This window comes from Fibrobacter sp. (assembly GCA_017503015.1).
GTDB lineage: Bacteria > Fibrobacterota > Fibrobacteria > Fibrobacterales > Fibrobacteraceae > Fibrobacter.
Map to the genome: position 1 here is coordinate 1 of JAFVTX010000052.1, position 14,094 is coordinate 14,094.

The following is a 14,094-nucleotide window of genomic DNA, read 5'->3' on the forward strand; positions in this document are numbered from 1 at the left end:
CCAGGAAACCAAGAACGCCTCCCTGTTCTTATATGAACGTCCCAAGAGCCTGCTGGAGTACGGAAACGCAGCAAGTTTCAAAGACGTAAACGGTATCGAAGCCATATTCTTGTACAACAACGGCACACTGGTCTATCCGGACATTTCATCGAAGCTACTTGCTCACACAGAGCAGTTCTCCGATGCTAAGCCCACCCCTGCCGAAGGAACTCTGTACCAGGCCGAACAGGACAGCCGCAATTTACAAGAAGTTTTATTCTCCCGAGAAATGCTTGCAAGAAATCCTTTGCTTTCGCCAAAAGAACAGGCTCAGAACATTCTTGGAATCATCCGCATAGCCTACAAGAACAAAGATTACAACGAAGCCCTGCGACTTTTGAAAATTCTTGAAACAAGACCCAAATTGCAGGGATACCTACATTCGGACCTTACCCGTTCCATAAACTTACTTCACTTTGACATCTTGGTAAAGATGAAAAACCACCAAGAAGCTGAAGACTACTGCCTATCCGTCCTGAACCAATTTCTGCAAGAAAAGACCATCGAGGATATTCCCTCCACGAGATTCTTCTTCGAGACTGCCTTCACCCAGATTCTTTCTTTCGAAAACCTCAAGCAAGAAAAGCGTGAAGCCTTCTGGAATTTGAGAGGAAACTTCAACCGGCAGCTTAGCTATACGGAAATCCTGATGCACAACCAGGAACTTTTCCAAAATACCCTGCATAGCGAAAGCTCTGCCAAAACAGGGATCCTGTTCAAGTCCGACAGAAACGTTGACTTAATTAGGATGTCCTACCCCATGCTCTCCGGAAACCAAGTTGTCATTGCCAAGGTAGACGAAAGCGCCTACCGAAGTCGACTTATAGACAAACTGAAGGATGTTGCCCAACGATGGAAAAATGTCCCCTTCTCTATTACTGACGCAAACGATTCCGTTCTGTTGGGATCCATTCCCGACAGCGCAAGCATTATTTCGCAAACCACCTTCAGTACGGCGCAATCCTGGCAACTGAGCCTTTACGAAAAAGATGTAGGCGAAATCCGAAAAGAATCCAGGCATCGAATGCTCCTGATGTATGGCCTTTTGTTTTTCTCCCTCATTACGGTGATATTTGGCTCCTTCTTTATGCTACGTTTCTTTATTCAGGAACACAAGCTTTTGGCCATGAAGGCAAACTTCCTTTCTAGCGTTTCTCACGAATTGAAAACGCCCCTCACCTCTATCAAGATGTTCGCCGAAATGATGGCTAGAGGGCGTGTCATGAAAGTCGAAAAAGTCCAGGAATACTCTGGACTCATCAACAAGGAAGCCTCCCGACTAGAAAACCTGATTGGAGCCATCCTGAACTACACCCGCATGGAACACGGTACAGGAGCATTCAAGTGGGAAAAATTGGATTTTTCTGTATGCGCCAAGAAAGTCTTTGAAGCGGTAGAAGATATTGGCGTCGAAAAGGGACTTTCTTTCAAAACCCATTTTGACCCCAACGTATATGTCATGGGCGATTACACGGCACTTTATAGCCTAGCGCAGAATCTAATAGAAAATGCGATTAAATACACCAACGCTCCCGGCGATATTGAAATCAAGGTCTACAACGAAGACGACCGCGCCGTATTTTCAGTAATTGACACGGGCGTAGGCATTCCTTCTTCGGAACAAAAAAATATATTTAATGATTTTTACAGGGTTGGCGACGAAATGACTCGTAGCACAAAGGGCTCAGGACTTGGACTTGCCATTGTGAAACGGGTCGCAGAAACCCACAGGGCAACCATATCCCTGGTAAGTAAGCCCGGCAAGGGCTCCAACTTTACGGTAAGATTTAGAAAGGTGGATTAACATGCAACACAAAATCCTCATCGTAGAAGACGAAGAAATCATCCGGCTCGGTCTGCAAGACAATTTTGAGTTGGAAAATTACATCGTTGAGACAGCTGCCGACGGCGAAGAGGCCATTGCCAAGGCGGATTCCTTTATGCCGCACCTGGTAATCCTCGACTTGATGATTCCCAAGAAAAGCGGGTTCGAGGTCTGCCGAGTCATCCGTAAAAAGCACCCTCAAACATTCATTATCATGCTGACTGCCAAGACCGAAGAAACCAGCAAGGTGGCTGGTCTTGAAATGGGAGCTGATGACTATGTGACCAAGCCATTCTCCATCTTAGAGCTCTTGGCCCGAGTCAAAGCATTCCTCCGTAGAGTTGACACAGACGCCCCCCCTACACAAACAGCAGCGCCTTCTGATGTAGTAGATTTTGCAGACATCCACCTAGATTTCAAAAAATACGAAGCTACCAAGGGTGGAGTCCCCCTAGAAATGTCCGCCAGGGAATTTCAGATTCTCAAATACTTCTGGCTACACAAGGGCGAGGTTGTCCTCCGCGAAGATCTGTTGCAGGAAATATGGGGGTATACCACAGAGAACATGCCCTCCACGCGAACCATTGACAATCACATCGTGAACCTTCGCAAAAAACTGGAAGACGACCAAGCCAACCCCAAAATCATCCTTTCTATCAGAGGAGCAGGGTATAAGTTTGATGTGTGACGAGTAGTGAGTTATGAGTTGTGAGATACGACTGAAAACTGATGACCGAAAAAATGCTGAACCCTAGATTGGACAAAGGAAATTTCGCAATACGCATGGCAATAATGCTTGTGTGGTTGTGCGGCATTGTATCGTTTGCAAATGCTGAGAAGATGGAAGCCTCCATACAAGAGGCTTTATACCGCTTTGAAATGAAAGGGGAATTTCAAAAAGCCATTGGCATTCTGGAAAAAGTTGTCAGCGAAGGAGACCACGAAGATAAGGAGCAAGCTAGCTTTTACCTTGGAAAAATTCAAGAACTAGCGGGAAACAGGCAATCTGCCAACCTTTACTACAAGCAAAGTCTTCAAAATACGAAAGAAACAAGCAAGGCCTATTGGCTCGCCGAAAGAATTGGAGCAACTGCAAACAAACCAGAAACCATTCAAAAGAATATTCTCCGGTTAAAATCTCCCGTACAAAAAATCTTCAATGGGAACCCAACATACATTCATCTTCAAAACGGAGAGATCTATAAAATAGCAAACGATTCACTTATCAAAATTCCGACTAACATCGCAAGCGGCGCTGAAATCCTGAAAGTTAACAACGCCGGATTATGGTACGCCACACCAGAAAAAGACAGTATTCGATTTAAACCTTTCAATAACGTGCGCAAGGTCAAATCCATTGCTCTACGAAATCCAAAAGACATCGCTATTAGCGAAAATAAAGCCCTTATTCAAGGAGATTACGCCGTTGTACTCGTCAATAAAAGAGGCGAACAAGAGTTGTCCAACGATAACTTCAACGAATGTCAGATAGAAATGTACTATACCCCCACCGAACATTTTATCTTGAATTGTCCCGACAACGCACTTCATTTTTTATCAAGCGATAATCTTTCAGAATCTTTTATTATAAGCCAATATGACGCCATACAGAAAACCATCTCTATAAAAAACAACATAGTTTTCTATTCCGGAGGAAATCTTTTTTGCTACAACATTCAAAAAAGCATCGATCCCATTTGGAAAGCCGCGTTTAATTCTGTAGAAAGTATTATTCCTTTTGAGAACAATATTGTCGTGCTCGAAGCCTCTGGTCGATTATCCCTTTTAAGTATCAACACAGGCGACACTATCGCAGTATTGCGAAGTGACGCAGACCGAATTCATCCACTGGCAAAGGGGACACTCGGACTATTTACTAACGAGGGAGCCCTCATCGTAGTGGACACCTTACTTCGCCCTCTATGGAATTTTAATTTTGCCAGGCCCATCACGCAGGCCCCTATTCTTACTGACGGGAATACCTATCTAAGTTTTGACAATCAAAATTTGCAAGGAATCGCACCCTATTATTATGGGAAGTCCCCCCTAGCATCATCAATTCTTTCACAACAGGCTGCAATTCTTGCAGAAACATCCCAATGGGACAAACTCACCGCTGTACTAGATTCTCTGCTGAAACTAGAACCGGGCAATGCTGAAGGTTGGTTATTCAGGGCCCTTCAATTAGAAAATAACCAGAGTAAGGAGCAAGAAAGGCAAAAAGCCTGGTCTGAGGCCGTTAGACTTTCTGTTAGCAATCCCCAAGTAACACCTTTGATTCTCAATCGTTACAGTAAAGCCATCGGCGCAAAGTTCGTAAGCTTATTAAATGTATCTCCCAAAACAAGATACCCTCAATTTTTCGGGAGCAAAAAGAACCTATATACCATTGACCCGGCCGCAAACAGGCTTATCTGCATCAACGCCGAAAATGGAGAACTCCGTTGGACAAAGGCTTTGTCAAAAATGGACAATAGCCTCGTCATCAACAATGATGAAAAAATTCTTGTTCTTGCATCAGGCTTCAACCTAAACATTTATGAACTGAGCAAAGACGGGAAGAGGACCTCTATCCAGCTACCGGGTAAAGCCTTCAATATCTCATTGGAAAACGAAGCCATCTATATTTCAACTTGGAACGGTTTCATGATTAAGCTTACAAGACCCGATGGTAGACTTGCCTGGTCCCGAAAAATATTTGACCTACCATTTCTTTTTGCAAGAGACGATTTCCAAATTGTCGCCTCTAGCCTGGAAGGAAACATATCTCATCTTTGGGAAGGATCCGGGCAAATCAAGCTAGGTTTAGTAAAAATGCCATCAGGGATTTCTCAAATGACACATATCGATTCCACCATGATTTTCGCAACTACCAATAACAGACTACTTATCTACGATGCAAGAAATCCCAGTAACGACCCTCTGCAAATTCTAATGGAATCTCCCATTGCTTCGTTACAAGCTTTCCCCTACAAGGGGACAAATTGCGTCCTAGTGGGGCTTGCAAACCAAAGTCTACTTCTGTATACCATCTCTGGAACGCCCCTATGGAAATTCCAGGGGAAAAGTTCCATCTTTTCAAAACCTTTTGTGGAAGATGGCCTAGCCTGGCTAGACCAGGGTAACGAAGTTGTCGCCATATCCCTTTCTGATGGGAAAATAGTCCACCGTTTCAGCACGCCCGGTGGAGCAGGAACCCCCTTTATCCTGAACAAGACTCTCTTTAGCGCCTCCTCTAAAAGGTTGTTGTATGGATTTTCCCTCTAAATGGCAAAATTCAACCATTTTTACTCCGATTTAGACTGCTTTTAGCCTCAAAATAGTGGTTTTTCCTTTGAAAAAACATTACATTTCTATATGTTGTAATTGTCTTTTAGAAGGATGAAGATTTTGACATTTTTCAAGGTTTTAAGCGTCTTTGCCCTTACAGGCGTTCTGATTACTTTCTCCGGTTGCAAGACCGAAGAAAATTCAGAGGTTGTCCAGAGCCAGCAAGAATACCCAAGAAGTGAGACCCTCTATATTGGAGGGTTCGACTGGGCACCTCCGGCAACGTTCAACCCTCTGGACTACGACCCCAATTTCCCTATCGACGGGAACGTCCGCCTTATGTACGAGACCCTGGTTACCTACAACCAGCTTAATGGCGAACTGGAACCCATGCTTGCCGACAGTTTCAAGCAGACTGACGACGCCGTCATCGTTCATCTAGACGAACGGGCCAAATGGAATAACGGCGAACCGGTGTCCGTGGATGACGTTATTTTTTCCTTCTTCATTGATTCAATCCTGCCCACCCCAAGGCATGGCAACTGGAACTATATCAAGAAGATTTCTGCAGACAGCAACAACAACATTACATTCTCCTTAAATCAAGAGAATCGGAACCCCCTGATCCTTCTAAATGCCATAGCGGAAACCTCCATTCTCCCCAAAAAAGTCTTTGGTCCCATTGTCCTAAGTGCCGTAAGCAATAAAACATACGACATGGCCAAGGTTACAGCATTTAAAAACGACTCCAATCCCGTAGTTTCCGGACCATACGACTTAAAAACATTCTCCCCCGACAAGATTGTCCTGGAAAGGAATGACAATTACTGGGGCAATGTAAAGCACGGCGGCAAGAAGCCCGCCCCCAAATACATCATCCACTCCTTGTACAACGGCAACAACCACTTCAACAGTGCTATGGTCAAGGGTAACCTAGACGTATCTTCCATTTTCCTTCCCCGTATTTGGGACAAGGTTAAGGACAGTATTCGCGCCTGGAGCAGGAACGAACCGTACCACCAGCCCGGGTCCATTACTACGTTATTGATAGCCCATCATCAAAAGCCCTTTAGTGATGTTGCTTTCCGCAGAGCTCTTGCACATAGCATCAACTTCGAAAAAGTCAAGGCGCGTGCTATATCCAACTATACACCGGCCATGCAATCTGGATTTATTCTGCCCTTTGGTACAGAAAGCAAGTTCTTCAATAAAGAAGATGCCGAGAAATATGGTTACGAATTCGATTTGGACAAGGCTCGTAGCATTTTGAAGGATGCGGGCTACTCCTGGAATGCCGAAGGCGCTCTTCTAGACCCCGATGGCAGCCCCGTCCGCACCATCAAGTTGGAATGCCCCCAGGGCTGGACCGACTGGGAAGACGCCATCAAGGTCATTGCCGGAACCTTCCAGGAAATCGGCATTCCTGCCGAAGAATATTTCGTGGACTACGGCGTGTGGGACAAGGACCTGCGCTTGGGAACCTTCGACCTCGCCATGAAGACCCAGACGGCTGAGCTCTCCGCTGCAACACCCTGGACAAGATTCTCCCAGATTATGGGTCCCATCGGGCTCAAACCTGTGGGCGAGGATGCCTTTTCCAACCAGGGTCGTTTCAGCAACGACGAGGCAAATAAACTGTTGGACAAGATCCCCACTATCCGCGACGAAGCCGAACTGACACTCGCCTACCGCGAACTGAACAAAATTTTTATGGAAACCATACCGGTGCTTCCGGTCATGTACAGGCCAACCCAGTACTACCAGTTCTCCACCAAGCACTGGACCAATTTCCCCACCGAAGAGAACCCCTACGCACCGCCGCAGCACTTGATTGTTGCCGCCGGAGTGAAGGCGCTGTGGGAAATTCAGGCCGTAAAATGATTTCGGATTTCGGTTTTCGGAACTAGGATCTGTCCTGAATTAAATTTTTAGATTTGTGTTGTAAAAACAAGGAGTTGATCGTGGGAAAGTCTCGTTTTATTTTGCCGAACGCATTTACCAGCATGAATTTTTTATTGGGCGTTTTTGCCATCTGCTGGGTTACGGGAGCCTTTGATTCCTTCACCTCTACCGACACGCTCCGCATGGGCGCCTATTTCGTAATGCTCAGCATGCTTTTGGACAAGTTGGACGGCTTTGCCGCACGCCTGGTAAACGCCAGCTCTGAATTCGGCGCCCAGTTTGATAGCCTTGCCGACCTGATTGCTTTTGGGCTTGCTCCCGCCTTTTGCGTATTCTTTACCTACAAGATTTGCGCTCCCCAGTTCTTTGAGCAGAACGCGGCCCTGCTGGTGGTGACCTTCTCTATCTATGTTCTCTGTGCCGCCATGCGCCTGGCCAAGTACAACGCCTGCGATTCCGACACCTACCACCATCATTTTTCAGGACTCCCTTCCACCTTTGCTGGCGCCATCAACGCCACCCTGGTCGTGTTCCTGAAATCCAAGGGAATCTTTACCGACCCCAACTCTGCGCTGGTGTTTATCCCCGTTGTGGTGATGCTTGCCACAGGCATCCTGATGGTGAGCCCCCTGTTCTTGCCCAAGCTTCAGCCCCGCAAGAACAAAGCCTTCAACATTTTCCAAGGCGTGCTGATCGTACTCACCTACATTGCCGGATTCATGTTCATTTCCGAAAAGGTCCCCTACGTGTTGGAATACCTGCTTGTTCTCGGCGGATGCTACCTGGTCATCGGCTTTAGCGTAGGCCTTATCAACCGCAGCAAGATTATTGAAGAAGCAAAGGCTTCAAAAAGTAATGACTAGGGCTTAGGATTTTTTGATGTCACCCCGGCTGCGTGCCGGGGTATTTTTTTAGAAATTCCGCAAAGCTTAACCCGTAGCGTTCGTACAAAAGCTCCGGAGCAAGGCGTGGAAGCTCCACCGTAACGCATTCAAGATTACGTTCCTTGCACCAGGTACCAAAGCTGCCTGGAGTTTTATATCCGATATCCTTGACGTATGGAACATTGAACACCGCCTGGAGATTTTTCACAAGAGGCGTTTCTTCGGGAGCGTCAATGCAGCCGATGGGACTGTGGAGAGCCACCACCGCCTGTGGCACAAGAGTATCCACCAGTTGGATTAAAGCACTGGTTTCCGGCTCGCTTGCAGGAGCTGTCCCTGTGGAAAGTTCCATGTCCCGTTCCGCCTCCAAGATGGAGCGGGAATGCACCGGTGCAACACTCCAGTTTTCTGTCGGGAAGTTCCGGTTCAGGTCAACGCCGTTGGCGTTTCCGCGGGTTCCAAGAGTCACCCCATCGGGGTTCGCGCACAGGATAAACGCTATCGATTCCAGGTTGTCACCAAAGGCGCGCAAGGCTCTGCTCAAGAGGAATGTGGTCTCCGGTTCTTCGCCGTGGATACCCGCCATTACAAGTAAACGGCAAGCTCCCTTGCAGGGAAAATACAGGAGCGGTGCACCGAGAACGCTGGTGCCGTAGGGCTTGAATTTCAATTTGATGGAACCGGAAAGCATGGGGAGTAGTTGTGAGTTGTGAGTTGTGAGTTATGAGGTGTGAGTTGTGAGTTATGAGGTGTGGGACGTGAGGTGTGGGGTGTGAGTCGTCATCCTCACGCAGGTGAGGATCCGCTTACTGCAATCTAGCAGATCCTCGCCTTCGCGAGGATGACATCCCTCAAAGCGAAGCGACCTCAAACCCCTAGCCCCTAAATCCTAGCCCCTATCCCCTAGACAAAATACGGATAGATATATTCCTCCGCCAGTTGAGGGAGACGGGCAAGAACCACCCGCTTACAAGCCATGTCCGAACCTTCGTAAATCTTGCGGAGCGTGTCCAGCGAGAAATGCCCCAGACGCTTGCGGGAGGTAGGCAGGTGGGCGATGTGCCAGCCTTCGGGCCGAATTTTTCCGCGGCCTGGGACGAACACCCGGTCAAAGCCGAAAGCTCCGTCGGTGGCAAAACGTTCATCCAAAAACTTGTGGAAGGCGGCGAACATTCCGGAGCACTCCTCCGGCGTAAGCTGGACTTCGTAACCTTCTGGGCAGGCTCGCCCATCTACCACGTCCAGGTCTGTCCCAAGATGATGACGGCTCGCCCCCGGAAGGGCCGACCAGGTGAGAATGGCATACATCAGTTCTTCTTCGTCTTGAGGCCGTTCCATGGGAACACCTTCTGCCGAAAACAGGGGCAGTTCCCCACGGGCCTTGCGGTTCCAGATGGAAAGCTGCCGTTCAAAAGGGCGGTAGGCCGATTCTATCCGAAGTTCAAATCCTTCCGCCGCAGCCGCATCTTTTAATTTGTTCAAAAAAGGCAGGATTTCGGCATCCACAAGGTAACCGGGAGCCGCCTCTACAAGGTTCGGCTTTCCAAGTCCGTAGGGCAACAAATCTTCGGTCATTAAATTTCCACTCCCATCTTCTTGATCAGGTCTTTCCACTGCTGGACAGAGGCCTTTTTCTTGCGGACCGTAGGCCGTTTTTTCAGAGCCGCAGTCAAGGGCGGCGGATTTCCGTGGGTCCAGGCGATGGCCAGGGCGTCCGAAGCGTCCAGCGGAAGGTCGGAGCCCTGTATCCCGAGCTGTGCAAAGACCATGTGGGCCACCTGTTCCTTAGAGGCGGCACCATCGCCGGTAACGGACAGCTTGACTACCTTGGGCGGATATTCGTCAAAGGACATGCCCCGCTTGCGGCAGGCCACAAGAACCGCCCCGCGGATATGTCCGAGCACCAGGGCACTCTTGGCATTTTTGGCAAAGAACACCCCTTCCATGGCCAGGGCGTCTGGCCGGTACTGGTCCAGCAGGGATTCCAGCTTGGTGATAATCTGTAATAGACGGTCCTCCAACGACTTAGACGCCGGTGAATGGATGGTGCCGTATTCCAGCACCGAAAACCCCTTCGGATTCTTTTCTAGAAAGGCGTATCCTGTCGTAATAGAGCCCGGGTCGATGCCGAGAATAACCATAGCCAAAAAGTAGATAAAATGACCTAAAAAGTGTTCCATTCCGGGTATTTTTTATTAGATTCCTATATGGAGGCTCCCTATGCTTATCGACCAGGAAAACTCAGGCTTTGTACATGTAAAGACCCACCCCCGTCAGTTGGGAATTCCCCTCAGCCGGTGGGGCCGGAACCTGATTTCCAGTTGTCCGTTCCACGCTCCCGAAGAGACCTCCCTGTTCTTCTACGACGCCCTGGGTTACTGGCGTTACCGCTGCCTCCAGTGCGGTAGCGAAGGCGACCTGGTGGAATTCGTGATGCGGAGCCGCTTCAACGGCATGGATGAACCCGCCGCTCGGGCAGAAGCCCTGGAATTCCTGGGCGGACTCGAACAGGAACAGGACTCCAAGAAAGACGACCACCTTTTGCTCAAGGAAGTAGGTGGCGAAAAGTCCAAGGTGCTGGAATGTTTTGTCCGTTATTGCCACTGGGCCGCCTGCAAGAGCCCATCTTCCGAAGAATTTCTACAGTCCAGGGGCTGGAACATCGGTCAGGCCCAGCTCTACGGCCTGGGCTACTACAGTGGCGACCCGGAGCCCTTCTTTAGTTATTGCATGCTTTCCGGGCTGGAACGCCACCAGGTCAGTTTCTATCTGGACAACCTGGAAGCCTACCACGAACCGAGAATTACTATTCCCGCACGCAATTCCAAGGGGCTCATCCATTCTGTGTATGGCCGCCTCATGGAAGATGACGGCAAGCCCCACCCCTACGTTTCTTTTGCCTCGGGCCCAAGCGATATTCCCTTCAATATCCAACCCGAAAACAGCAACCCCATTATCGTAGAAGGTTTCTTCGATGCCCTGACTGCAGACCTGGCGGGGATTCCCGGCGTGGTTTCCACCATGTACCAGGAATTGACCCTGAGCCACCTGCTCAAGCTCAAGGCCTGCGGCGCCGATTCCGCCACCGTCATTCTCAGGCGTGAAAACAACAGGCGCGAACAGGAATACCGTATCCAGGGTTACCTGAAAATGGCCGAAGAACTGGACATGCGTTTCAAGTCCATCGTGCTGTCCAAGGACGAAACGGTAGATGTACTGGTCCGCGACAAGGGCGCCGATTACCTGCTTGACCTTATCGACAAGACCGAAGAAGACACGGTTCACACCCACCGCCGTTCCATGCTGCTCCAGGACATCAAGGAGAACTACGATGCCGCCATGGGTTGCCCTCCAGACACCTGCGTAGGCTACGCCTTGAACAATTTCCCGAAACTCACCAAGGAAATCGACGGCATCCAGTCCGGCTGTTTCTTCGTTTCGTCCAAGCCCTTTGGCCTCAAGACATCGCTCCTGTCTAGCCTTGCCCTGGACCTTATAGACAGCAACCCCATCTTGAAGATTATCTATATCGCCCTGGAAACGCCCCGCCGGCAGATTTTTGACCGCATGGTGGCCATGGAAACAGGCGAATCAATCCTTACGGTGCGTAAGCAAAACGAAGACGATGCGATTAACGGCAAGATTCTCGAAGCCACCAAAAAACTCATGAATCTGGTCCGTACCAACCGTCTAGAAATCTGGGAAGACTACCCCACCTTCGACAACAACGAGATGATGAGCATTTTGAAAGAAGAGCGGAAACAGAATTCCGACCTCATCGTGATGATTGACGGTCTGGACCACTTGAAGATAGACGGACGACTTGAGCTTGACGACATTCACGAGCGCAGGTCCTTCGTGATGCTGGACCTGTACAAGAGCCTGGACATTCCCCTGTTCCTTGGCGGAGAACTGATACCCACCGAAGAAGGCTTTGAAGGCCCGAGGCCCTACCTGCGTGATTCCGACGCCATCTACTGGCTGGATTCCCAGAACAAGACCCTCACCCTGTCCGTGAATTCCAACAGGCTGGGCGTAAGCCACAAGTACAACTGCCCCATCTTCATCGACCCCATGTCCAACAAGATGCAAGAAGCGGAATAGTCTGCGTTCCATGCCGCAAGCGCCCTTCACCATCGTCGATTTCAACAACTTCTGGAGTCCGTCTGGAGGCGGTGTTCGGCGTTATCACCTGCAAAAGATGGCGTTCTACGAAAACCGCCAGGATGTACTGAGCGTATTCGTGATGCCCGACAGCCGCACCTTCACCGAAAAAAGAGGAACGGGGCTCATTATCGAGCATGTTGATGCCTACCGATTCCCCGGAAACTGGGAATACCGCTTTATCTGGAAGCAAAAGCAGATTCGCCCAATCCTGAAAAAGTACATGCCCCAGGTCATCGAGGTGGGTTCTCCCTACATTTTGCCAACTGTAGTCCGCAGGGCTGCCAAGAGGATTTGCCCTGAAGCCATACTCCTCAGTTTCTGGCACGCCGACTTCCCTGTCACCTATGTGGGTCGCCCTGTTGCAAACAAACTAGGCCGTTTTTTCGGTAGCATTGCCGAGCGGGTCGCCTTCTGGTACGCCCGACAGGAATTCAGGAAGTTCGACGGAATTCAGGTCTCTTGCAAGGAGGTGATGGACCGACTGGAAAAGCGCCACCTCCCCCACAGCCACTGGATTCCCCTGGGTTGCGACATCCAGATGTTTTCGCCCTCCAAGCGGGACGAGGCCCTGGTGGCCGACTTCAAGAGCGGAAACCCCGACAGGCTTACCATATTTTTCCCTCACCGGTTTTGCGAAGAAAAAGGCATTGAACTTTTGCTTGGAGCCTACGACGAACTGACGGAGCGGCTAGGCGTCGAGCCGGAAATCATCTTGGCGGGCACGGGGCCGTATCTGCCCCAAGTTAAAGAGGCTGTACAAAAGTACAAGCACATCCGCTATGTAGGCTTTATCAAGTCCATCGACGAAATGGCCCGTCACTACGCCAGCGTAGACATGGGGCTTGCCCTTTCGGGCTGGGAAACCTTCGGGCTTTCTATCCTGGAAAGCATGGCCAGCGGAAATGCCCAGATTGGAGCCTCTACCGGAGCCGCCTTTGAACACGTGACGGAATCGGGAGCGGGCAAAATTCTTCAGGAGCGCACCCCACATGCCCTGGCAGAGGCCATCGTGGAGCTGTACCGCTCCGATATGCAGGCCATGAAACAAAAGGCCCGAGCCTACGCCGAGAAATTCAGCTGGAACGACTGTTTTGGGCGTCAGCTCGACCTATACCGAAAACTTTATCAAGCAAAGAGGAACTCATGATCAGACACATCGTATTCTGGAAACTGAAGGCCGAAGCCGAAGGCGCCACCGCCAAGGAAAACGGCCAAAAGATGGTGGACGCCTTCCACGCCCTGGAAGGTAAAATTCCCGGTCTCGTGAGCATCGAATCTGGACTGAACTTCGGCAAGGCCGAACTCGGTAATGGCGACGTGGAATACGACATTGCCCTGGACACCACCTTCCGCACCAAGGAAGCCCTCGATTTCTATCAAGGCCACCCGGAACACCAAGCTATCGTCGCCTTCGTGAAGAAGGTAGTCACCGAACGCCGGGCGGTAGATTTCGAGTTCTAGAGAGTCGTTCTTTTTACTACATTTTTCACGTATGGTCCAACTGAGTCAAACATCCTGGCAAGAGTTCTCCCTGAAGAACGTTCTGGAGACGCTGCAATACGCCCCGATGAACCTGACCATAGGTAAGAACCCCCAGTTGCACTACACCTTCCCCAAAAATCTTGAACCGGGCGCCACGGTGCGCTACAACCTCCAGTGGGGGTTCAAGACCTTGAAGTGGACCGGCATTGTCAGTTCCGTCAAAGAAAACAAGATTACCGTGCGTCTTGGCGAAGGTCCCTTCCGTGGGTTCACCGCAAAGCACAGCTTTGTTGACGAAGGGAATATGACCGCCTGCTACGACGAGATGAGTTTCCAGGGGTTCACGGATATTCCCGAAGAAGTTTTCGCCGAGATTATCGACAAGGCAAACATCGTGTACGGCATCTATTCCCGCAAGGACACCCGCGACGTGATGCTGGCCTACGAAGCCCAGAAAAAGACCCAGTCCATCGAGGCCCTGGACCAGAGCGCTACTGCAGGTTAAGGCCCTCAAAACCTGGGGAT

General features: G+C 49.8%; 12 protein-coding genes. 9 read left to right on the forward strand and 3 right to left on the reverse strand.

Going from position 1 to position 14,094, the window contains the following annotated elements; genetic code table 11:
• The 5 genes from IKB43_09815 to IKB43_09835 all read left to right on the forward strand — a co-directional run.
• The coding region (locus IKB43_09815; GenBank protein ID MBR2470420.1) for a HAMP domain-containing histidine kinase at positions 1-1,843 on the forward strand (1,843 nt) is incomplete at its 5' end.
• Position 1,844: 1 nt separating this feature from the next.
• On the forward strand, positions 1,845-2,552 hold the full coding sequence (locus IKB43_09820) for a response regulator transcription factor (protein MBR2470421.1): 708 nt from the start codon (positions 1,845-1,847) through the stop codon (positions 2,550-2,552).
• 41 nt (positions 2,553-2,593) lie between these two features.
• A complete protein-coding gene (locus IKB43_09825; protein ID MBR2470422.1) occupies positions 2,594-5,131 on the forward strand; it encodes a PQQ-like beta-propeller repeat protein in 2,538 nt (845 codons plus the stop codon).
• 114 nt (positions 5,132-5,245) lie between these two features.
• A complete protein-coding gene (locus IKB43_09830) occupies positions 5,246-7,015 on the forward strand; it encodes an ABC transporter substrate-binding protein (GenBank protein ID MBR2470423.1) in 1,770 nt (589 codons plus the stop codon).
• 80 nt (positions 7,016-7,095) lie between these two features.
• The gene (locus IKB43_09835) at positions 7,096-7,899 is read left to right on the forward strand and encodes a CDP-alcohol phosphatidyltransferase family protein (GenBank protein MBR2470424.1); all 804 of its coding nucleotides are present in this window, start codon (positions 7,096-7,098) and stop codon (positions 7,897-7,899) included.
• A gap of 19 nt (positions 7,900-7,918) precedes the next feature.
• On the opposite strand, the gene mpaA is transcribed toward IKB43_09835, so the two are convergent.
• From mpaA to ruvC, 3 genes are all read right to left on the reverse strand, one after another.
• The gene (gene mpaA, locus IKB43_09840) at positions 7,919-8,611 is read right to left on the reverse strand and encodes a murein tripeptide amidase MpaA (GenBank protein MBR2470425.1); all 693 of its coding nucleotides are present in this window, start codon (positions 8,609-8,611) and stop codon (positions 7,919-7,921) included.
• 212 nt (positions 8,612-8,823) lie between these two features.
• Positions 8,824-9,495: a M15 family metallopeptidase gene (locus tag IKB43_09845; protein ID MBR2470426.1), complete on the reverse strand. Its 672-nt coding sequence runs from the start codon at positions 9,493-9,495 to the stop codon at positions 8,824-8,826.
• A complete protein-coding gene (gene ruvC, locus IKB43_09850; protein MBR2470427.1) occupies positions 9,495-10,061 on the reverse strand; it encodes a crossover junction endodeoxyribonuclease RuvC in 567 nt (188 codons plus the stop codon). Before ruvC ends, IKB43_09845 begins: the two co-directional genes overlap by 1 nt.
• A 79-nt stretch (positions 10,062-10,140) precedes the next feature.
• On the opposite strand from ruvC, the gene IKB43_09855 reads away from it, so the two are divergent.
• From IKB43_09855 to IKB43_09870, 4 genes are read left to right on the forward strand one after another with little or no spacing between them, the layout of a single operon-like run.
• Positions 10,141-12,024 carry a DNA primase gene (locus IKB43_09855; GenBank protein MBR2470428.1) on the forward strand — a complete coding sequence of 628 codons (1,884 nt, stop codon included), beginning with the start codon at positions 10,141-10,143 and terminating at the stop codon, positions 12,022-12,024.
• Positions 12,025-12,034: 10 nt separating this feature from the next.
• The gene (locus IKB43_09860; GenBank protein MBR2470429.1) at positions 12,035-13,234 is read left to right on the forward strand and encodes a glycosyltransferase; all 1,200 of its coding nucleotides are present in this window, start codon (positions 12,035-12,037) and stop codon (positions 13,232-13,234) included.
• Positions 13,231-13,548 (forward strand): Dabb family protein, encoded by a 318-nt coding sequence (locus tag IKB43_09865; GenBank protein ID MBR2470430.1) that lies wholly within the window; start codon positions 13,231-13,233, stop codon positions 13,546-13,548. The genes IKB43_09860 and IKB43_09865 overlap by 4 nt, the downstream gene beginning before the upstream one ends.
• Positions 13,549-13,579: 31 nt before the next feature.
• Positions 13,580-14,074 carry a hypothetical protein gene (locus IKB43_09870; protein ID MBR2470431.1) on the forward strand — a complete coding sequence of 165 codons (495 nt, stop codon included), beginning with the start codon at positions 13,580-13,582 and terminating at the stop codon, positions 14,072-14,074.
• The last annotated feature ends 20 nt before the right edge of the window (positions 14,075-14,094 follow it).